The following is a 21323-nucleotide window of genomic DNA, read 5'->3' on the forward strand; positions in this document are numbered from 1 at the left end:
CCGGCTTGAAGGCTTCCAGAAAAGCGGTTCGTGACATGTCGGGTCTCCTTTCGGCACCAAGGTGACCCGAACCCGAATGACATTCAATTGCATGACATCTGATGTCACGGTCTGGTGAGGCAAGTTTATCGGCGGCGGATGTCAGTGGAACAGCTTGCGCAGGCCGTCTTGGCGGAGGGACAGGGCGCCCCGGCGAGGTGGAATTCCGCGGTGAACCTGCCTTCGGCTTAACCCAGCAGCTGCCCCAGTTTCATCGCAACGCCCATATTGCCCGAGATTTTGAGCTTGCCCAAAGCGACACCTGTCATGGGGTTCAGTTTTCCGGTCAGAAGCTTGGTCAGGTTGTCCTGCGAGATGCGGATCGTGCAATCCGTTTCCTGGTCCTGTGTCGATGCCTGACTGTCGGCCAGAACAATCACGCCGTCCTCGCCACAATCGAATTTCAATGAGCCGTCAAAGGTTTTGCCGTTCAGGCCTTTTTGAATTTCGTCGGCGATATGCTGAAGCATCCGGGTTCCTTTCGCAGTTACCGAATGCGTAAAACGTCAGGTATCGAACAGGCAAGGCTGACCCGACTGGAACTTCCGATCACGATGCGCCAAGGCTCTGAACGGTTCGCGCGCACGGCTCGCCATCGTAGAAAGCGTCAAGAACGGCCTGGAACTCGGCCGGAGCATCTGCCACCGAGGAAAACAATGTCATCGAAGAGCGAAGCTTTTTCGCGTCAACCCCGCCCAGTATGTCGCTGGCGTCGCGCCCCTGATGCAGCAACATCAACGAGGCCGCTTGCGTCAGACGGTGGCGCAGTACCGGGTGGTTCAGATAGCGCTTGGCTTCATCCAGATCTTCGATGCCGTAAAGCTGCGCCATATGCGATTGGCCCAGCTCGGCCAGTTGCGGAAAAACGAACCACATCCAATGGCTGGTCTTCTGCCCCTGTTCCAGTTCGCGCAGGACATCGGCCCAGACCGTATCCTGCGCTTCGATGAACATTTCCAGTTCGTCGTTCAGACCGTCATCTTCGGTCACTTGGACAACCGCTTGTCGCGCGCGGCCAGCAGTTTCAACCGCAGCGCGTTCAGTTGGATGAAGCCCGCGGCGTCTTTCTGATCATAGGCACCCGCGTCTTCTTCGAAGGTCACATGCGCCTCGGAATACAGCGAATGATCCGACCAGCGGCCCACGGTCGAGGCCAGACCTTTGTACAGCTTCACCCGCACGGTGCCGGTGACGTGTTCCTGGCTCTTGTCGATGGCTGCTTGCAGCATTTCACGTTCAGGCGAGTACCAGAAGCCGTTGTAGATCAGTTCCGCATATTGCGGCATCAACTGATCCTTCAGATGCATCGCGCCCCGGTCCATGGTGATGGATTCGATGCCGCGATGCGCCTCAAGCAGGATGGTGCCGCCGGGTGTTTCATAGATGCCGCGCGACTTCATGCCAACAAAGCGACCTTCAACAAGGTCCAGTCGGCCAATGCCGTGCTTGCCGCCATATTCGTTCAGCTTGGTCAGGATGGTCGCGGGGCTCATCGCCTCGCCATTGATACTGACCGCGTCGCCTTTTTCAAAGCCGATCTCGATGAATTCCGGCTGATCGGGCGCATCCTCGGGGTGGACGGTGCGCTGATAGACATAGTCGGGCGCCATATCGGCTGGGTCTTCCAGAACCTTTCCTTCGGACGAGGTGTGCAGCAGGTTGGCATCGACCGAGAAGGGGGCCTCGCCGCGCTTGTCCTTGGCGATCGGGATCTGGTTCTGTTCCGCAAATTCCAGCAACTTGGTGCGGCTGGTCAGGTCCCACTCGCGCCAGGGTGCGATCACTTTGATATCGGGGTTCAGCGCATAGGCCGCCAGTTCGAACCGTACCTGGTCATTGCCCTTGCCGGTGGCACCGTGGGCGACCGCATCGGCACCGGTGGCTTCGGCGATTTCGACCAGACGTTTCGAAATCAGGGGGCGCGCGATGGACGTGCCCAGCAGGTACAGACCTTCGTACTGCGCATTGGCGCGGAACATCGGGAAGACGAAGTCGCGCACGAATTCCTCGCGGATATCCTCGATATAGATGTTCTCGGGCTTGATCCCGAGCAGCTCGGCCTTTTTGCGAGCGGGCTCCAGCTCTTCGCCCTGTCCCAGATCGGCGGTGAAGGTGACGACCTCACAGCCATATTCGGTCTGCAACCATTTCAGGATGATCGAGGTATCAAGGCCACCGGAATAGGCCAGAACAACTTTCTTGGGCGCGGACATCTGACTTCCCCTTATGCGTAAGACGATTGGCCCCTAGCGGGTTTTCGACGTGGGGGCAAGTTGTGAGGATTGACGCAGTACCTGAATTGAGGTGAAACGGGTGCAGAGAATAACAAGCATTGGTTGAAGGGGCGGTTTCAAATGTTGGGATGGCAAATATTTGTGCATTCGGTGCGGATGGTATTTGGAAACATCAAGCAGGTGCTGCAGATTACGGTTGGCCCTGCCCTGATTGCGACAATCATCATCGTGGGCGTGTTCATGGCGCTTGGTATTCCGCTTGAGGCGCTGGATGAAAACGCAGTCGATCTGCCACCGGGTGTAACCGCAGGTTCAGCCTTTGTTTTTGTGGTTGTTTTGCTGGCGGTAATGTTCGTCACCATGTTCTGGATCGCGGTGTCATGGCACCGCTTCATCCTGATGGAAGAGTACCCCACGGGAATACTTCCGACATTCCGTTTCGACAGGATTCTTGCCTATTTCGGTCGCTTCCTGATGTTGGGGATTTTGATGGTGATCGCGTATATCCCCATGGGTCTGGTCGCTGCTGCATTAGGCGAAGGTTTTGCAGGGCTTTCGATCATTCTGATGATTGCATACTCCGTTTTTCTGGTCGTATGCTTCTATCGCCTGTCAATTATTCTGCCCGCGGCGGCGATAGGAAATCCCATATCGCTCGGTGAGGCATGGAACAACACATCCGGGGTCAGTGGTGCAATCTTGTTGCTGCTCCTCATTGCATTCCTGTTCCAGGTGTTGGTGCAGCTGGCTTTCGCCGCCTTGGCAATAATACCGGTGCTGGGCGTTTTACTGACCGTGTTCTTCGGCACGCTCATCCTTCCGATGATCAACGTCAGTATCTTTACCACAATGTACGGCGTCTTCATCGAAAAGCGCGAACTGTCCTGAGCGGCGTACACATATGTATTCCTTGCCCTTATCGCGATGATGGGGCAGGGAAACGGGCATGACTGATTTCATGACCCGCGCCCGCGCAGCCGAACAGGCGATGCGCTCTGTGTTTCCGGCGACGCCATTGCAGCGGAATGCCCATCTGTCTGACCGCTACGGCGCCGATATCTGGCTCAAGCGCGAAGACCTCAGCCCGGTGCGGTCTTACAAGATCCGTGGTGCGTTCAATGCCATGCGCAAGCAGCAGGGGCAGGACCTGTTTGTCTGTGCCAGTGCTGGCAACCACGCGCAGGGCGTGGCGTTCATGTGTAAGCATCTGGACGTGCGCGGCGTGATCTTCATGCCGGTAACGACACCCCAGCAGAAAATTCAAAAGACCCGCATTTTCGGCGGCGACAATATCGAGATCCATCTGACCGGCGACTATTTCGATGATACTCTGGCGGCCGCTCAAGCCTGGTGCACGCAACAGGGCGGATATTTCCTGTCTCCTTTTGACGACGCTGATGTCATCGAAGGCCAGGCCTCACTGGCGGTCGAGATCGAAGAGCAATTGGGCGGTGTGCCGGATCATATCGTTCTGCCGGTTGGCGGCGGTGGCATGTCCTCTGGCGTGGCCACATGGTTCGGGGATCGCAGCCATTGTCTGTTTGTCGAACCGGCCGGAGGTGCCTGTTTGCGCGCTGCTTTGGCTGCAGGGCACCCTGTTTCGCTGGATCATGTGGATACCTTTGTCGATGGCGCTGCGGTCGGCCGAATTGGCGAGAAACCGTTCGAATTGTTGAAATCACGCCATCTGTCGGATGTGCTGGTTCTGTCCGAGGACCGAATCTGCACCACCATGATCGAGATGCTGAATGTCGAAGGCATTGTTCTGGAGCCCGCCGGCGCGCTGGCGATCGAAGCGGTGGGCGATATTCAAAGCTTTGTACGGGGCAAGACCGTGGTCTGCGTGACATCCGGAGGCAATTTCGATTTCGAACGCCTGCCCGAGGTCAAAGAACGCGCCCAACGCTATTCCGGGGTGAAGAAGTATTTCATCCTGCGCCTGCCGCAGCGCCCCGGCGCGTTGAAGGAGTTTCTGGGTATTCTCGGCCCCGAGGACGATATCGCCCGCTTTGAATACATGAAAAAATCGGCGCGCAATTTCGGTTCGGTTCTGATCGGGATTGAAACCCGCAAGCCTGAAAACTTCATGCGTCTGTTCGCGCATCTGGATGAGGCAGGGTTCACCTACACGGATATAACCGAAGACGAAACGCTGGCGCAGTTCGTGATTTAATCCAGATTCTGGCGCAGCTCAGCCTCGAATTTCTGTTTCGAGCTGTCAAATACGGCCAGAATAGCGGGCAGATCGACATCCTCGCCCTGACCCGCGGCCGCCTGCCGTTCGCCGTCCTGACAGAGTTTCGAGAACTGGTCGAATCCAAGACTGAGCGCGCTGCCCTTCAGGAAATGCAGGTTCTGTTCCAGCTCGGACCGGCTTGTATCCTGATGCAGGCGGGCGATGACCTCCTGCACTTCCTCCAGAAAGATGTCGACCACCTCATCAAACTCATCCGGGCCAACCTCGTCCCGCAATTGTCGGACTCTGCCCCAGTGGATCATACTGCGTCACCTGCTGTTGAACATGCGGTTTCAGGAATAGGCAACACCAGTAAAAACCGGGTTAACAGCCAAGCGGGATTGCGGCCTTCGGTCTTCACCGGATGTTAAAACCGTCGCCACTAGGATCGCCCTGTGTGAATGAACGCATCAGGTCAGAGGGTAAATGGTGCCAAGGGCGAGTCTTGAGGAAACCAGATCAGATCTGGATTTCGGCGCGATCCGTAAGGTGCTGGTTGTTGATGACAGCCGTTTGCAGCGGCGCATCCTGGTTGCATCGCTCAGAAAGTGGGGCTTTGAGGTGGTCGAGGCCGATACGGGCGATGCGGCCCTGGCGCATTGTCTGGACGATCCGCCTGATCTTGTTCTCAGCGATTGGGTCATGCCGGGGATGAGCGGGCTTGAGTTCTGCAATGCGTTTCGCGCCCTGGATACCGATCAATATTGTTATTTCATCCTTCTGACTTCCAAAAGTGAAAAGCAGGAGGTTGCGCGCGGACTGGATGCCGGGGCAGACGACTTTCTGATCAAACCCCTGGAGGCGGATGAGTTGCGGGCGCGCATATCCGCAGGCGCGCGCATTCTGGACATGCAGCGCGAGCTTTCACAGAAAAACCGCCTGATCGAATCCGCGCTGGAAGAACTCAGGCTGGCGCATGACGCGATCGACAAGGACCTCATGCAGGCCCGAAAAATCCAGGAATCGCTGGTTCCGGAATTTACGCGGAGCTTTGGAAAATCCCGGGTCAGCCTGTTGTTGAAACCCTGCGGCCATATCGGAGGAGACCTTGTTGGCATGTTCTCGCCCGGGGTCAATCGGCTGGGGTTCTACAGCATAGATGTATCCGGGCATGGCATCACCTCGGCCATGATGACGGCGCGTCTGGGCGGTTATCTTTCCAGCAAGCATTTCGATCAAAATGTCGCAATGGAAAAGAGGTTCAACAAATTCTATGCACTGCTGCCTCCGGAAGACGTCGCAAGCATGCTCAATTCCCGATTGATGGCGGATGAGGGGATCGAGGAATATTTCACGATGGTCTACGCCATTGTGGATCTTCGAAACGGGCATCTCAAGATGGTGCAGGCCGGGCATCCGCATCCGCTTCTGCTGCGGCAGGATGGCAGCACTGAATTTCTGGGTGATGGCGGGTTGCCGATCGGGCTGATCGAAGATGCGAGTTTTCAGCAAATCGAGATTCACATGAAACCCGGCGACAAACTGTTGGTGTATTCGGACGGGTTTACCGAATGTCAGCTTGCCGAAGGCGGTTTGCTAGAGGAAGACGGTTTGCGACAGATGGCCCAGCAGTGCATTTCTGAAAAGGGCGGGTCGGAGTTTCTGGACGACATGTTCTGGCGATTGACCCAGGAGATTTCGCCCAAAGATGGCATTGGGGATGACGTATCCGCCGTTTTCTTTGAATATAACGGGCCTTAAAGCGAACTGAGATGCATTTCCGCAAAGTGCCGGTCACCGTCATTGCCCAGCAATTCAACGGCATCGGCGACTTTCATCCACAGTGCTTCGTGGAATGCCTCGCTCGGCGGGCCTTTGCGGCGTACGGGACGGGCGCGGTAGATCAGGCAGACCTTTTCGGCCCACAGATCGTATTCGGGCATAAAGGTGAACCGACGAAAAGCGCCGATGCGACGCGGGTTGGCAACGTGCCACCCGGTTTCTTCATAGACTTCGCGATGCAAGGCCGAAATCGGTGATTCGCCCGGATCGATGCCTCCACCCGGCAATTGCAGATCCGGGGCCGGTTCGGTCTGACAGGTCAACAGCAATTGGCCGCCACGTGGCAAAAGGGCATATACGCCAACCCTTCGGGTGTATTTCCGCCCCGTCTCGGGGGTTTCACCGAACCGCCTGATCATGTATGGCCCCTTTCAACCCGATCTGTACGACCTATATGGTGCCGGTATGCCAACCCGTGGCGTGTAAGGAAACCCCATGTCTCTTGGAACAAAAATCGCGTGGGACGATACTGTCCTGCCCTTTCAACTTGATGCATCCGACATGCGCGGCCGCGTGGCCCGTCTGGATGGCGTGCTGGAAGGTATCCTGAAACAGCATGACTATCCCGAGCAGGTCGAGGCGCTTGTTGCCGAGATGGCCTTGCTGACCGCGTTGATCGGCCAAACGGTTGCGTTGCGCTGGAAACTGTCGTTGCAGGTACAGTCCAAAGGGGCGGTGCGCATGATCGCAACCGACTATTATGCGCCGCAGAAAGAGGGCCAGCCCGCCCAGATTCGGGCTTATGCCAGTTTTGACCGGGACCGGCTTTCCAATTCCGCACCGTTCGATCAGGTGGGCGAAGGGTATTTTGCGATCATGATCGATCAGGGTGAGGGCACGCAGCCGTATCAGGGCATTACCCCGCTGGCCGGTGGATCACTGAGTGCGTGCGCCGAGGCGTATTTTGCACAATCCGAACAGCTGCCGACGCGGTTTTCGCTGAGCTTCGGCAAATCGACCGAGCCGGGCGTGGGCGAGCATTGGCGTGCAGGCGGCATCATGCTGCAACACATGCCCAAAGCGTCGCCCTTTGCCGCGTCGGGCGAAGGAACCGGTGACATTCTGACCGCTGCCGATCTGGTCGACGGCGAAGAAGGTGAAAACTGGGGTCGCGTCAATATCCTGCTGGATACCGTCGAGGAATTGGAGATGATCGGCCCCTCTGTTGCGCCGACCGACCTTCTGGTTCGCCTGTTTCACGAGGAACAGCCGCGTGTCTATGATGCGCAATCTGTGCAATTTGGCTGTACCTGTTCCGAGGATCGTGTGCGACAGAGCCTGTCGATCTATTCGGCCAAGGATATCGAAAAGATGACCACGCCCGAGGGCGAAGTCACCGCGGATTGTCAGTTCTGCGGGGCTCATTATGTGTTGGACCCGGCAACTGTCGGGTTCGATGCCGAAGACCCCAAAGGTGCATGACCTGGTTGAAAAGATCCGGGCGGCCCTGCGCCGCCCCGGTCACGGGTCCAGCGACTTTGACCTGAACCCGGATACCGTTCTGCCGCCCGGACGACGGTTGCGACCCGCCGGTGTTCTGGTGGCCATTTCGCTGGCTGATGCCACACCGCAGGTTATCCTGACCAAACGCTCATCCGCGTTGAAGCATCACCCGGGCCAGATCGCCTTTCCCGGTGGCAAACAGGACGAAACCGATGCTGATGTTACGGCTGCGGCGCTGCGGGAAACTGAGGAAGAGATCGGCCTGCCCCCGGAAATGCCCGAGATCCTGGGATTTCTGTCGACGCATGAGACCGTGACCTCGTTCACTGTGACACCGGTTGTCGCAGTTTTGCGGGACAGGTTCCAACCCGTGCCTGAACCCGGCGAAGTGGACGAAGTTTTCTCGACCCCCCTTGCCCATCTTTTGAATCCTGAGAATTATCTGGTCGAGTCGCGCCGATGGCGCGGCCAAAGACGCAGATACTACGCAGTTCCGTACGGCCCTTATTACATTTGGGGCGCGACCGCCCGCATATTGCGCGGGCTTGCTGCACGGGTGAATGAATGATGCTGATTGACGAAGCCTGGATCAGTGAACCAGCGACCCAAAAGGTCTGTTCGGCGCTGACCTCATCCGGGGCTCAGGCGCTTTTCGTGGGTGGATGCGTGCGCAACGCGCTGCTTGGCGCACCAGTGTCGGATATCGACATTGCCACCGATGCAAAGCCCGGGCAGATCGTCGAACTGGCGCAGGCTGCCGGGCTCAGGGCCATTCCGACCGGCATCGAGCATGGTACGATCACAGTGGTCAGCGCGGGCATCCCGCACGAGGTCACCACCTTCCGCCGTGACGTGGAAACCGATGGCCGCCGCGCGGTCGTAGCTTTTTCCGATCATGTCGAAGAAGACGCGGCGCGACGGGATTTCACTATGAACGCGCTCTACGCCCAACCTGATGGCACCGTGCTGGACCCTCTGGGTGGTCTTCCCGACCTCGAGGCCCGGTTGGTGCGGTTCATCGGAACCGCCGAGAACCGCATTCGCGAAGACTATCTCCGCTCGCTTCGCTACTTCCGTTTTCACGCCTGGTACGGGGATCCGGATGGCGGTTTCGACCCCGATGCCCTGGCCGCCATCGGCGCCAATCTTGACGGGCTGGAGTCATTGTCGCGCGAGCGGATCGGGGCAGAGCTGCTGAAATTGCTGGCGTCACCTGATCCGGCCCCTGCCGTTGCGACCATGCGCAGTACCGGTGTTTTGGCCCGTGTGCTGCCGGGGGCGGACGATCGGTCTTTGGCCCCTTTGATCGCGTTGGAACAGGCGGCTGGCGCCGATCCCGATCCGGTGCGTCGCCTGGCAGCCATTGCCTCGCCCGATGAAGCCGCGACATTGCGGTTGAGCCGTTCGCAGTTGCAACGCCTGATCAGGATGCGTGAAGAAGCACAGTCCACAACCAGTATTGCTGAACTGGGATACCGCTATGGCGATGAAGGGGGATTGCACGAGACGCTTTTGCGCTGCGCCTTTCTGGAACAACCCTGGTCCGAAGATTTGCGGCGCGATCTGCATGCAGGCGCAGCAGCGCGTTTCCCTGTCCAGGCCAGGGATCTGATCCCCAACTTCACCGGCCCGGCGCTGGGCAAGAAGCTGGCCGAGCTGGAAAAACGCTGGATCGCATCCGGTTTTGCGCTGTCACGCGAAGAGTTGCTGGCACATTAGAGCGAAGTCTCAAAAGGGGATGACATCTCGGATCCTTTGTGCTTAGGTGCGCCTGTCACATGGATGGAGGAATGCGAATGTATTACGGGATCTGGTTCGGCTAAAGCCGGGACACCTGCCCCGTAAAGGGTGGTGTTCAGGCGCCATCTTTCTTCGCACGTCTATTTTCCTGCTCAATCGGAGCACTATCCATGTTTCGCTATTTCGAAAACCTTGTTGACCCTTTTGTTGCCTACCGTGAGGCTGACACTCCGCCGACGCGGTTGTGGCCCTTCATGCTGGATTATTCGCGGCCCTTTATTCGGGTATTTTTCTGGGCGGCGCTGGTTTCCATAATCGTCGCGGGTGTTGAAATCGGGCTGATCTACTACATGGGTCGCGTCGTGGATCTGTTGGGCGGCACGCCGGCAGAGGTCTGGCAAAATCACGGAACGGAATTGCTGCTGATGGCAGCCTTTGTGTTGCTGTTGCGTCCGCTTCTGCATTTGGTCGACGTACTTCTGCTGAACAATACGATTTTGCCGAACTTCGGTACGCTGATCCGTTGGCGTGCGCACAAACACGTGTTGCGTCAGTCGGTTGGCTGGTTCGAAAACGACTTTGCCGGGCGGATTGCAAACCGGATCATGCAGACACCTCCGGCGGCGGGTGAAGTGGTCTTTCAGGTTTTTGACGCGATTTCCTTTTCGCTGGCCTATTTGATCGGTGCGGCGATCCTGCTGTATGCGGCGGATCCGCGTTTGTTGATCCCGCTGCTGATCTGGTTCGGATTCTACGCCATGCTGGTGCGCTGGACCGTTCAGCGTGTTGGTCCGGCGTCAAAAGCGGCCTCGGATGCGCGTTCGACGGTCACGGGGCGGGTGGTGGACAGCTATACCAACATCCATTCGGTCAAAATGTTTGCCCATGGCCCGCAAGAGCTGGACTATGCCCGCGAGGCGATCGAGGAAACCCGTCGGACATTTCAGATTGAAATGCGGATTTTCACTATTATGGATGCCGTTCTGGTCACTTTGAACGGTATGCTGATCGTGGGTGTTGTGGGCTGGGCGATTGCCTTGTGGATGCAAGGCAGCGCTTCGGTCGGTGTTGTTGCGGCGGCTACGGCCTTGACCCTGCGCCTGAATGCCATGACCGGATGGATCATGTGGGCCCTGACCAGCTTTTTCCGCCAACTTGGTATCGTGTCCGAGGGGATGGAGACCATTGCCCAGCCCATCGATTTGCTTGATGCACCGACTGCGAAGCCACTGCAACTCAGCAAGGGTGAGATCCAGATCCGCGACCTCTCGCATCACTATGGTCGCGAGGCCGGCGGTTTGGACCATATCGACCTGACCGTCCGGCCCGGCGAAAAGATTGGTTTGATCGGGCGGTCTGGCGCGGGAAAATCGACCCTAGTAAAGCTGCTTTTGCGATTTTACGACGTTGAGCGTGGCGCAATTCTGATTGACGATCAAAACATTGCGGATGTCACGCAGGACAGTCTGCGGAGCCATATCGGCATGGTTCAGCAAGATAGCGCGTTGCTGCACCGGTCGGTGCGCGACAACATCCTCTATGGCCGTCCGGATGCGTCCGAGGCACAGATGATCGCCGCCGCCAAACAGGCCGAAGCACATGAGTTCATCCTCGATTTGCAGGATCCGCAGGGTCGCACCGGGTACGACGCGCATGTCGGTGAACGGGGGGTGAAGCTGTCAGGTGGCCAGCGGCAGCGTGTGACGCTGGCGCGGGTGATCCTGAAGGATGCACCGATCTTGTTGTTGGATGAGGCGACATCCGCCCTAGATTCCGAGGTCGAAGCGTCAATTCAGGAAACTCTCTACGGCATGATGCAAGGAAAAACCGTGATCGCCATCGCCCACAGGCTTAGTACCATCGCGCAGATGGATCGCATTCTGGTGATGGATGCAGGCCGTATCGTCGAGGAAGGCACGCATTCTGATCTTCTGGCGCAAGGTGGCCTTTACGCCCAATTCTGGGCGCGGCAATCTGGTGGCTTCATGAACCCGGAGGCCGCTGAATGAGGATTGCCGACCTCATCTATCCGTTCAGGAACACCGAAACGCCCCCACCGCAGACGTTGGGGGCGTTCATCCGCTGGAGCCTTTCCGGGGCGTGGCCGATGCTGTTTGTTGCGGCGTTCTTCTCGGCCATTGCAGGCGCGATGGAGGCGGTCACGGCATGGATACTGGGCCGCGTGATTGATGTGGCGACCGCCAGCGGACCCGAGAATTTTCTGACCGCTGCTAATATGTGGATGATCCTCGGTGCGGTCGCCTTCTTCATGTTGCTTCGCCCGATCCTGTTTGGCCTGTCATCCTTGTCGAACAATTATATTGTCATGCCAAACATCACACCTTTGGTTCTGGCCAAGTTGAACCGTTGGACCTTGGGTCAGTCGGTGACCTATTTCGACGATGATTTTGCCGGTCGGATCGCGCAAAAGCAGATGCAGACATCGAACGCCATGGCTTCGGTCGTGTCGGAAACGATCAGCGCGATTGTGTTTGCCCTGGCGTCTCTGGTGGGGTCTTTGCTTTTGTTAGGGTCTATTCATCCTTTGGTGATGCTGCCCTTCGCGGCATGGCTGGCTGTGTATTTCATGCTGGTGCGCTGGTATCTGCCGCGCATCCGCAAACGTTCCGCCGCGCGGGCCGGGGCGCGGGCGATGGTGTCCGGGCAGGTGGTCGATACGATCACCAACATCAAAACCGTGAAGCTGTTCGCCCACTCGAAATTCGAAGATCAGGCGGCGCGTGAATCGATGGTGGATCTGCGTGAAAAATCGCTGGATTTCGGCAAGTTGTCGGCGAGTTTCCGGTTCATCCTCATGACACTGGCCGGTGTCCTGCCTGTCTTGCTGCTGGGCGCGACTTTGTGGCTGTGGCAGGGCGGTATGGCGACCGCCGGGGATATCGTGGCTGCCGGGGCGGTTTCGATCCGTATTGCTCAGATGACCGGTTGGGTCAGTTTCACCTTGATGGGGCTGTATGCCAATGTCGGTGAAATCGAAAACGGGATGAAAACGCTGGCCAAGCGTGACCGGGTCGAAGATATTTGCGGGGCGAAGGACCTAGACGTGACCGAAGGGTCGATTTCCTTCGAAGGCGTCAGCTTTGCTTACGGGCGCGATATCGGTGGCGTCACGGACTTGAGCCTGACCGTCAACCCGAGCGAAAAGCTGGGCATCGTCGGTGCATCCGGGGCGGGGAAATCCACGCTCGTCTCACTGTTGCTCAGGCTCTATGACAGGGAAAGTGGCGCCATTCGTATCGACGGCCAGGACGTGTCACAGGTGACGCAGGACAGCCTGCGCCGACAGATAGGTATGGTCACGCAGGAAACGGCGATGTTCAACCGGTCTGCTCGTGAGAACATTCTGTATGGCCGGCCGGACGCCTCAGAGGCCGAGATGATTGAGGCCGCAAAAAAGGCCGAAGCGCATGATTTCATCCTGAGTCTTGAAGATGCTCATGGTCGAAAAGGCTATGATGCTCATCTGGGTGAACGGGGCGTGAAACTCAGCGGCGGGCAGCGACAACGGATCGCTCTGGCGCGCGCCATTCTGAAAGATGCTCCAATTCTGGTTCTCGACGAGGCGACATCGGCGCTGGATTCCGAGGTTGAAGCTTCGATTCAGACCGCGCTGCATCGGGTGATGCAGGGTAAAACGGTGCTGGCCATTGCGCACCGGTTGTCGACACTCAGCGAAATGGACCGGATTGTTGTTTTGGACGAGGGCAGGATCGCCGAAACCGGAACGCATGAGGCGCTGCTGGACCTGGGTGGGCTGTATGCGCGGTTCTGGCACCGCCAGTCGGGCGGGTTCATTCAGGCAGAAGCTGCGGAATAAGGGTTTTTTTGCTGCGAAAGCCCGGCTATCAGGCCTCTTATGACGCAGCAATTCATAATCACACGGCTTGGACATCAGGGCGACGGTATTGCCGATGGCCCTGTTTACGCCCCTCGTACCCTTCCCGGCGAGATCGTCAGCGGCACCCTTGTTGGCCAGCAATTGACCGATATCCGGGTCGAGACACCGTCCGAACACCGTGTCAAAGCCCCTTGCCGCCACTACAAAGCGTGTGGTGGCTGCCAGTTGCAGCACGCATCCGATGCATTTGTGGCCGACTGGAAACTGCAAGTCGTCCGCAAGGCGCTGACGGCGCAGGATCTCGAAGCACCCCTGCGCCCGATACACACATCGCCCGAACGGTCACGTCGGCGGGCTACGATTGCCGTAAGGCGCACGAAAAAGGGCACATTGGCGGGGTTTCACGGTCGTGCATCCGGCACGATCACCGAGATACCCGATTGCCGCTTGCTTGACCCGGCCTTGATCGTGGCCATTCCCGTGGCCGAGGCGCTGGCCACCCTGGGCGCAAGCCGCAAGGGCGTTCTGGCTGTCACGCTCACACTGTCCGAAGCTGGTCTGGATGTGGCCGTAACAGGTGGCAAGCCGCTGGACGGCCCCTTGGAACTGGCGTTGGCGCAGGCGACCGAGAAACATGGGCTGGCCCGGCTCAGTTGGGATGATGAGGTTATTGCCATGCGGCATGCGCCGGTTCAGCGCTTTGGAGCAGCCGGAGTCACGCCACCCTCCGGAGCTTTCTTGCAAGCAACAAAGGACGGAGAAAAGGCTCTGTCAAAGGCAGTTTCCGAGGCTACACGGGGTGCGAAACGTATCGCTGACCTGTTTGCAGGCAGCGGAACGTTCTCTTTGTCGTTGGCGGAAAGCGCCGAAGTTCACGCGGTTGAAGGCGAGGCCGCCATGATCGAGGCGTTGGATCAGGGCTGGCGCAGGGCACAGGGGCTGAAACGCGTCACGACCGAGGCCCGCGACCTGTTTCGCCGCCCGCTGATGCCGGACGAGCTGAAATCTTTCGACGCCATTGTTCTGGACCCGCCTCGCGCCGGTGCCGAAGCGCAGGTAAACGAGATAGCACAGGCGCAACGCCCGGTGATCGCTTATGTCTCGTGCAATCCCGTCACCTTTGCGCGCGATGCAAAAACGCTGGTTAACGCGGGTTACACCCTTGAATGGGTACAGGTCGTTGACCAATTTCGGTGGTCGTCACATACGGAACTCGCTGCGCGGTTTGTTCTGAACGCCGCATCTTGATCTTACTGGGGAAGCTGACACATGGGGTCCAAACAGCGTTTGCTGAACATTATCGAAGCGCCCGTTTTCGGGCGGTTCATAACGGCCGTGATCATTTTCAATGCCATTCTTTTGGGGATGGAGACATCGCCGACCCTGATGGAACTGGCAGGTCCTTTGATCGTGGCGCTGGACAGGCTTTGCCTGGCGATCTTTGTGGCTGAAATTTCCATGAAGCTGATTGCCACCGGGCGCAGGTTCTTCACAAATGGCTGGAACATATTCGATTTCCTGATCGTTGGAATTGCCCTGGTTCCCAGCGCCGGGGGGCTGTCGGTGCTGCGCGCCCTGCGAATTCTGCGGGTGTTGCGCGTGATTTCCGTGGCGCCTCGTCTGCGTCGCGTGGTCGAAGGGTTCATCTCGGCCCTTCCGGGCATGGCCAGCGTGTTTCTGCTGATGGCAATTCTGTTTTATATCGGTTCGGTAATCTCGACCAAGCTGTTTTCGGAAACGTTCCCGGATTGGTTCGGCGATCTGGGCCTGTCTGCTTATACGCTGTTCCAGATCATGACGTTGGAAAGCTGGTCGATGGGCATCGTGCGCCCGGTGATGGAGGTCTATCCCTATGCCTGGGTCTTCTTTGTTCCCTTCATCATGGTCACGACCTTTGCGGTGGTGAACCTGTTGGTGGGTCTGATCGTCAATTCGATGCAGGATGCCCATCATGCCGAGGATGAGGTTAAAACCGATGCCTATCGCGACGAGGTTCTGGAACGGCTGGAAAGCATTGAACGTCGACTGGCCGAGCAGTCGAACATCAAAATGTGATTTCAGTTTTTCCAATTTTTGGCATAATGATCGAAAAAAAGCAGAGCAGGCAGTGAAACATGGATCGTCGAGTATTCGGTTTAGGCGCGTTGGCAACGCTGAGCCTTTCGGCTTGTGCCTCTAGCGGCCCAAGATTTCTGACTTACAACGGACCCGAGGTGACCTCTTTGGTGGTCAACAAGGGCACGCGCAAACTTTACTTGTTGCACAACGAAAAGATCCTTAAGGAATATGACGTCGATTTGGGGTTTGCCCCGAATGGAACGAAGAACCAGCGCGGTGACGGTAGAACGCCCGAGGGCACCTATCTGATCGACCGTCGCAACCCCAGAAGCCGGTATCACCTATCGCTGGGCATTTCTTATCCCAACTCGCAGGATGTCGCCAAAGCCAAGGCTGCGGGCGTTGATCCGGGTGGGGATATCTTCATCCACGGTGAACCCAATCTGCGTTCTGAGCGGAGACGCGCAAAAAAGAAGCGGGATTGGACAGCTGGATGCATCGCGGTCAAGAATGACGAAATCGAAGAGATTTACGCGATGGTTAACAAAGGTACGCTGATAACCCTGCGCCCTTAGGCCGTTTTTGGCGCCCAGTCACTGAACCCGAATGCCTCATAGTCGCGCTGATAGGCGTCAACCGCCAGCGCTTCGAGGTTTTTGTCGTAGATCAGCTGCAAAGCGTAGGGTTCATCCGGTGCGCAGGAGCCAGGCTGAGGCGGGTTTGAATGCCCCATGCTGCGCGCCAGATTCGGCAGATCGGTCATCAGATCCTCCTCTCTCAGAATCAGATCCGGCAGAGTGAAGGATGCGATCCCTTCCAACGTCCTGGACTGGCTGCACCACGTGCCGTCCACACGGACCGGTGTCTGCCCGTTGAGGTTGAGGCGCAGAAAGTTCAGAAAGCCCGAAAACGCTTCGCGGTGCTGTTCGACAGAATAATTGTTGTCCCTCACTTGCCCCGGAATCGGCAGCTTGAGCCGGTTGCGAAGATAATTCCGCACCATCTTATAGCTGCCCGGCCCCGTATTCAGAATATGACTGCAAAACGCCGTATGTGCCCGGGCCAGAGGGTGACGCAGGACGGTAAATTGCCGATGACCGGGATGGCCCTGCTTCCATGACCGGACCTGTTTGCGATTTCGATCCGTGATCAGCTTGTCGGTCTGACATCCATCCAGATCAGCCAGCCATTGCACGATAACAGGCTCTATCCCGCCCCGAATGGGCAAATACATCAAAGGAGACCTTGCAGCGGCAACATAAAGCGGTACCGACGCGCCGCGCTGCGGCTCAAAGCTTGTTGACCGATGCAATCCGAACCGATCCTGATCGCACAGGGCTTGTTTCAGTTCATCAGGATTGGTGACCTTCGACAAAGCCGGCGCCGGGTTTTGCGGTTTCAGGGTATCATCCAGTCGGGTCAGCCGCCCCTCAACCCCCAGCCATGCAGCCAGCCCGTTTATGACCTCCAGCTCGGTCAGGTCGTCATAGTGAATGAAGAACCCGGTTTGGCCTGTCTTTTGCAGGTGCCGTTGCACCATAAGCTGATGGTCTTGCAGCTGGTTCAGGTAATCCGAAAATTCGTCGGCGTCGAAGTCAACCTGCGCGTCGACGCGGCGTTTCACATTCTTCAGCAGCCACTGCTGCGTTTTCTGTGCTATTTTCAGCGACAGGTAGCTGTCCAATGGGTTGCGGGTCAGAATGATCTTGGCGCAGCGCGGATCGTTCAGCATGGGTTTCAGGATACGTGGGTCATGGTCTTCGAAATATCGAAAGCCATTGATGTCACCCGGTGCTGATTTGATCGCCTTGAGCATTCGTACGGGGTCCGCATCCCGGTCTTCCAGCGACAGGCCAAGCAGACGATCGGATTTCAGGCTGCCCGCAAAATGCGGATTGAACGCCTCTCCGTGACAGGTGACCCCTTCCAGCGCGTTCAGGTTGGCCTCAAGCAGGTTCGAACCTGTGCGCATGGCGGCCAGAATCACGAAGTAATCAAAATGGGCTGACATGGGCAATCACTGCACCAGATACGGTTTTCGGTATGGCTTTTCCTGGCGACCGAACACATCGTCCGCCGGGAAATCACCCATCAGATATGGGTGCATTCCCTGATTCTTGAGGTTTTGCAGGAACTTCCCGAATCCGGACAGTTCGACCATGGTTGGCACTTCGGTCAGATGGCTGGTCTGCTGCATGCCGATTTCTTCTAGAATGCCCAGCAAGGCATCCATCGGAGATTCAATGAAGTCGGCCAGCGTCCAACTGCGCATCCGCGCCTTGGTCCAGACCGATGTCAGCACCTCCAGCTGCTTGGTTTCAATTTGTTGCAGGCGCGCCGCCTCACTTCGGATTTCCGAGAAATTCATATTGGACCGGAACAATGGGATCGCCCAAGCGCCGGTGATGACCGAAATCTGAGCGTTCTTGTCCCGTGCCAGAAACCAGTTGATTTCCTGAGTGTCCCGCGGGCTGAACTGGAAACACTGGCGTTCACCGCGCGTATTCCAGATCAGGTTCGACAAAAAGGCGGTCGGGTTATAGTCCCGCAGCGCCGCACTGTCGCTGAGGGCGCCATTTGTTATGGCTTCTCCTTGCGAAAATTCGGCGCGTTCCGGCCCGAATAGATGCCCGTGGACTCTGGCCCCGGTGGTTGCGGCCAACCAAGGTTCGAAATCCTCGAACAGTTCCGAAAAGCCTTGGAATACGGAATATTGTGACGATGTCAGACCGTTTTCACTGCCATGGCGGGGAAACCGGCTTTGCATATACAGCCCGTCGCGCCCACGAGTTCGCCGTTCCACCGCTTTGGAAAACACGCGATCGATCTTGCCCGGATTGGGCTCTGCCGGTTTCATCGCCCCGGCCTGATCTGTCAGGAATGCCTGGTACAATCGCTCTGCGCGGGGCCAGATTTTACGGGCGACAAAACAATCCGATCGGCGCAGCAATTGCAGATGATCGTCATAGAAGATGTGCGGGCGGCCCTGGTAATCGAATTTGGACAGCGTCAGGGACCTGCTTTCAATATGCGTGGAATACAAGCGCGCCAGCGTCTGGAAATAGCTTTCATCCGGAATCCAGACATGACGGAAATACTTGTCATACAGCTTGCGCCTGGGGTCTTGAAGGATTGCCGACAGCGTTTGGCGGGTCAGGCACCACCACTGGCTTCCCATATGCGGAACCAGTCCGTCGGGGATTTTCCTGCGAAAGCCCATCAGACGCTGAAGTTTTACATGTGCGTCGAATAGTTTGCGATGCTTGCGCCACGAAAACGGAAACCGCAGGGTGAACCGTTCATGATCCAGCCCGCCGATGGTCCAGCTGACATCGGATGTCGTCGCGCTTTCGATGAAATCGACACGCGGCCGGTCTGACAGGTAATCGATCAGTTCCTGAACCGGTCGCAAGGGCAGGCAGGCCCCCGAGGCAAGAAATACATGCCGAACTTCGGGGAAACGCTCCAGCATCAACTCGGACGCGCTTTGCGAGGCGGCAACGATACCCCAGCCACCCCAATCGCAGCGATGTCGGTCAGAAAACACGATCGATGGATTGTTCGAACAGGACGCAACAAACCGGGAAAAAACAGTGTCTGCCACCTTGCGATCCACATGGATGACCACCGGGCACCCTGCTGCTGTCCAGTGGCGTGCGACCTGCTCGGCGCGGTCCAGCGAAGTATGAACCAACATGACAATACCCAGACCGCTCATGCCCAGTTTCCTTTCGACATGAGGCCCAGGATCTCAAGCTGTCGCCAGTTGATGTAGGCCTCGGACCATTCGCACCAGAAAACAGGCTTTTCCTCAAGCCGGGTTGCATATGCCTTGTATTCGCCCGAGCCCCGGTAATGCTGGCCACGCTGCAATTCTTCGCGGGCTTTTTCCCCAAGAGTATTGATCAACTTGGCATGAAGCAGTGACCCGCTGGCCTTTTCGCCGCCCCATTCGTCGTAAACCTGGTTGAGCCCGCGCGGCAAAAGCGAATGGGTCGAGCTGACATAAACATAGCGCCGGTTCCATTTTACCAGCGGAATCTTGTTCAGCGCCGGTGCTTTGGAGGGGTTGTCCTGAAAGAACACGCGCGCCCGTGGACCCCCTTGAATCCAAAGGTTCTTGTACTCGGGGTTCTTGGTGATCATGTAATTCCCGGGATCGAACCAGCGCGCGATTTCGAACGGGTTCTGACCTTCGGCATAGGGGTCGGCGTCCACCGGACCTTCGGGGTACATGTCGATCAGCATCGTGCCAAAACTGCGCACGGCACTGCCATCCAGCCAGTCCGTCAAGGCTCGGATTGGACGGGTGTCGCAGAACGGATAGATGAAGAATTCGTCCGGATCGACGCTCAGCACCCAGTGATCGTGCGCGTATTTGCGCAGCAGATAGTTCGACCAGTCCAGACCATAGCTTGCCCGTTTGTAGCTGGTCGTCGTCCGCCAGACCGAAACGTCAGCCTGTTCTTTCAAAAATTCAAAACTGCCATCATCGCTGTTGTTGTCGACAAACAGAAAATGGTTGATGCCCAGTTTGCGATAATATTCAAGAAAGAAGGGCAGGCGAATTTTCTCGTTCCGCACAACGCTCATCAGCAGGATATCATCACGCCGTATGGCCTGTGTGTTGTTGCTGACTGGCTTGAGCTCGCGGCGTCGTTTGAGGCAGCGCAGAATACGGCGCTTGCGCCGCAATCTCATTTTGTAGGACTCAAACAGGCTCACGTGACTGCCCAACCTTTTTATAACGCGAGCTTTCCCCGAACCAGCCGTGACAGTTGGCACGACATGGCATTACCGGTTTATGCCATCTTTGCATCTTCTGACGCAACGTCTTTAAAACCCGCAAACTGTAAACGTGCGGTTGATGCCCTTGTTTTCGTTTTCAATCCCAGCCTTCGCCGTTCATCAGACCCAACTGTTCCAGCTGGCTCCACCCGGTGTAGCGCACCGATTGTGGGGTCCACATGTCCGGCTGGTTGATTATCCCATCGTAGTATGGCCCGAATTGGTCCGGATCATGAAAATGTTGGCGTCGCTGCTTTTCGGTATTGGATTTCTCGATAACGTCCGGCAGGAACTTCGTGTGCAGCAACACGCCCGACGGGGTATCGCCGCCCGGGCCATCATAGGTTTCGTTCAGGCGGCGCGGCAGGGCAGAATGGCATGAGTTCACATAGGCATAGCGCCGCGACCAGCGCATCAGCGGGATCTTGTTCAGCGTGGGTGATCTTTGCCGGGTTTGCGTAAAGAAAATACGTTCCCGCGCGCCACCCTGCACCCACAGATTGCCCATCGGGCTTTGCCGCTGCGCGCGATACGGTCCTGCATCAAACCAGCACAGCAGATTTGTGGGGTCGGTGTCCGGGTCATAAGCCGCATCCCCCAAGGGGCCCTTGGGATAGAGGTCCAGCATCAGCGTCCCGAACCCGATCTTCCCGTGCCGGTCCAGCCAGGTTGTCAGGTCATGCAGGGACCGGGTGTCGCAGTGGGCATAGACCAGCAGTTCATCCGCATCCACCATCAGGCACCAGTGGCGGTGGCCATAGCGCATCTGCAACCAGGTCAGCCAGTCCAGGCCAAACCGCGATCCACGATAGCTGGAATGGGTTCTCCACACCGAGACATCCGGTTGATCTTGCAGATACTCGGATGATCCATCGTCGCTGCCGTTGTCGACGATCAGAAAATGATCGACGCCCAAGGCGCGATAGTGACGAAAGAACCAGGGCAGGCGGATGATTTCATTGCGCAAGGTGACGAAGGCCAATAAGTCACCCCGTTGGATTCGGGATGTCTGATCCTTCTGGCAGGACAACTGATGTCGGCTGCGCAGCGACCTCCAGAGCAGCCGCCGGCGTTTCCAGCGCAACCTGTACTTCCGTGCCCATCCGATCCGGGGAAGTGTCAAAGCAGAGCTGGATGTCACCGG

Annotated in this window: 20 protein-coding genes; 11 read left to right on the forward strand and 9 right to left on the reverse strand. The window is 57.4% G+C overall.

What is annotated here, in order from left to right; genetic code table 11:
* Positions 1 to 227: 227 nt before the first annotated feature.
* The 3 genes from ACR0I0_RS12625 to ACR0I0_RS12635 all read right to left on the reverse strand — a co-directional run bounded on the left by ACR0I0_RS12625 (position 228) and on the right by ACR0I0_RS12635 (position 2252).
* A complete protein-coding gene (locus tag ACR0I0_RS12625; RefSeq protein ID WP_152459599.1) occupies positions 228 to 509 on the reverse strand; it encodes an SCP2 sterol-binding domain-containing protein in 282 nt (93 codons plus the stop codon).
* Positions 510 to 588: 79 nt separating this feature from the next.
* Complete coding sequence (locus ACR0I0_RS12630) at positions 589 to 993, reverse strand: DUF1810 domain-containing protein (protein ID WP_171724165.1); 405 nt, start codon at positions 991 to 993, stop codon at positions 589 to 591.
* A 32-nt stretch (positions 994 to 1025) separates the two neighbouring features.
* Positions 1026 to 2252 carry an argininosuccinate synthase gene (locus tag ACR0I0_RS12635; protein WP_152459598.1) on the reverse strand — a complete coding sequence of 409 codons (1227 nt, stop codon included), beginning with the start codon at positions 2250 to 2252 and terminating at the stop codon, positions 1026 to 1028.
* Between the two features lie 141 nt (positions 2253 to 2393).
* Between ACR0I0_RS12635 and ACR0I0_RS12640 the strand changes: the two genes are divergently transcribed.
* Positions 2394 to 3161 carry a hypothetical protein gene (locus ACR0I0_RS12640; RefSeq protein WP_480491668.1) on the forward strand — a complete coding sequence of 256 codons (768 nt, stop codon included), beginning with the start codon at positions 2394 to 2396 and terminating at the stop codon, positions 3159 to 3161.
* A gap of 58 nt (positions 3162 to 3219) precedes the next feature.
* Complete coding sequence (gene ilvA / locus ACR0I0_RS12645; RefSeq protein ID WP_171724015.1) at positions 3220 to 4446, forward strand: threonine ammonia-lyase IlvA; 1227 nt, start codon at positions 3220 to 3222, stop codon at positions 4444 to 4446.
* Here the strand turns inward: ilvA and ACR0I0_RS12650 are convergent.
* Positions 4443 to 4772 carry an Hpt domain-containing protein gene (locus ACR0I0_RS12650; RefSeq protein ID WP_170345824.1) on the reverse strand — a complete coding sequence of 110 codons (330 nt, stop codon included), beginning with the start codon at positions 4770 to 4772 and terminating at the stop codon, positions 4443 to 4445. The two genes, ilvA and ACR0I0_RS12650, sit on opposite strands and share 4 nt — an antisense overlap.
* 163 nt (positions 4773 to 4935) lie before the next feature.
* Between ACR0I0_RS12650 and ACR0I0_RS12655 the strand changes: the two genes are divergently transcribed.
* On the forward strand, positions 4936 to 6210 hold the full coding sequence (locus tag ACR0I0_RS12655) for a PP2C family protein-serine/threonine phosphatase (RefSeq protein WP_171635382.1): 1275 nt from the start codon (positions 4936 to 4938) through the stop codon (positions 6208 to 6210).
* Here the strand turns inward: ACR0I0_RS12655 and ACR0I0_RS12660 are convergent.
* Positions 6207 to 6650 (reverse strand): NUDIX hydrolase, encoded by a 444-nt coding sequence (locus ACR0I0_RS12660; protein ID WP_480491670.1) that lies wholly within the window; start codon positions 6648 to 6650, stop codon positions 6207 to 6209. The two genes, ACR0I0_RS12655 and ACR0I0_RS12660, sit on opposite strands and share 4 nt — an antisense overlap.
* A gap of 76 nt (positions 6651 to 6726) precedes the next feature.
* Between ACR0I0_RS12660 and hslO the strand changes: the two genes are divergently transcribed.
* The 8 genes from hslO to ACR0I0_RS12700 all read left to right on the forward strand — a co-directional run bounded on the left by hslO (position 6727) and on the right by ACR0I0_RS12700 (position 15966).
* Positions 6727 to 7713 (forward strand): Hsp33 family molecular chaperone HslO, encoded by a 987-nt coding sequence (gene hslO / locus ACR0I0_RS12665; RefSeq protein WP_171635385.1) that lies wholly within the window; start codon positions 6727 to 6729, stop codon positions 7711 to 7713.
* The gene (locus ACR0I0_RS12670; RefSeq protein ID WP_480491672.1) at positions 7688 to 8302 is read left to right on the forward strand and encodes a CoA pyrophosphatase; all 615 of its coding nucleotides are present in this window, start codon (positions 7688 to 7690) and stop codon (positions 8300 to 8302) included. The genes hslO and ACR0I0_RS12670 overlap by 26 nt, the downstream gene beginning before the upstream one ends.
* Positions 8299 to 9453 carry a CCA tRNA nucleotidyltransferase gene (locus ACR0I0_RS12675; RefSeq protein WP_480491674.1) on the forward strand — a complete coding sequence of 385 codons (1155 nt, stop codon included), beginning with the start codon at positions 8299 to 8301 and terminating at the stop codon, positions 9451 to 9453. The genes ACR0I0_RS12670 and ACR0I0_RS12675 overlap by 4 nt, the downstream gene beginning before the upstream one ends.
* Positions 9454 to 9644: 191 nt before the next feature.
* A complete protein-coding gene (locus ACR0I0_RS12680) occupies positions 9645 to 11483 on the forward strand; it encodes an ABC transporter ATP-binding protein (RefSeq protein WP_171724017.1) in 1839 nt (612 codons plus the stop codon).
* The gene (locus tag ACR0I0_RS12685) at positions 11480 to 13312 is read left to right on the forward strand and encodes an ABC transporter ATP-binding protein (RefSeq protein ID WP_480491676.1); all 1833 of its coding nucleotides are present in this window, start codon (positions 11480 to 11482) and stop codon (positions 13310 to 13312) included. The genes ACR0I0_RS12680 and ACR0I0_RS12685 overlap by 4 nt, the downstream gene beginning before the upstream one ends.
* Before the next feature lie 39 nt (positions 13313 to 13351).
* Positions 13352 to 14581 (forward strand): class I SAM-dependent RNA methyltransferase, encoded by a 1230-nt coding sequence (locus ACR0I0_RS12690; protein WP_480491678.1) that lies wholly within the window; start codon positions 13352 to 13354, stop codon positions 14579 to 14581.
* Positions 14582 to 14602: 21 nt separating this feature from the next.
* Complete coding sequence (locus tag ACR0I0_RS12695) at positions 14603 to 15388, forward strand: ion transporter (RefSeq protein ID WP_480491680.1); 786 nt, start codon at positions 14603 to 14605, stop codon at positions 15386 to 15388.
* A gap of 59 nt (positions 15389 to 15447) precedes the next feature.
* Positions 15448 to 15966 (forward strand): L,D-transpeptidase family protein, encoded by a 519-nt coding sequence (locus ACR0I0_RS12700; protein ID WP_171230125.1) that lies wholly within the window; start codon positions 15448 to 15450, stop codon positions 15964 to 15966.
* Here the strand turns inward: ACR0I0_RS12700 and ACR0I0_RS12705 are convergent.
* The 4 genes from ACR0I0_RS12705 to ACR0I0_RS12720 all read right to left on the reverse strand — a co-directional run bounded on the left by ACR0I0_RS12705 (position 15963) and on the right by ACR0I0_RS12720 (position 21320).
* A complete protein-coding gene (locus ACR0I0_RS12705; protein ID WP_480491682.1) occupies positions 15963 to 17402 on the reverse strand; it encodes a nodulation protein NodH in 1440 nt (479 codons plus the stop codon). The genes ACR0I0_RS12700 and ACR0I0_RS12705 overlap by 4 nt on opposite strands.
* Before the next feature lie 6 nt (positions 17403 to 17408).
* On the reverse strand, positions 17409 to 19109 hold the full coding sequence (locus ACR0I0_RS12710) for a DUF5927 domain-containing protein (RefSeq protein WP_480491683.1): 1701 nt from the start codon (positions 19107 to 19109) through the stop codon (positions 17409 to 17411).
* Entirely contained in the window at positions 19106 to 20092 is a 987-nt protein-coding gene (locus ACR0I0_RS12715) for a glycosyltransferase family 2 protein (RefSeq protein ID WP_480491792.1), read from the reverse strand. The genes ACR0I0_RS12710 and ACR0I0_RS12715 overlap by 4 nt, the downstream gene beginning before the upstream one ends.
* Positions 20093 to 20276: 184 nt before the next feature.
* The gene (locus tag ACR0I0_RS12720; protein ID WP_480491685.1) at positions 20277 to 21320 is read right to left on the reverse strand and encodes a glycosyltransferase family 2 protein; all 1044 of its coding nucleotides are present in this window, start codon (positions 21318 to 21320) and stop codon (positions 20277 to 20279) included.
* Between the last annotated feature and the right edge of the window lie 3 nt (positions 21321 to 21323).

The organism is Ruegeria sp. AG6, assembly GCF_056541565.1.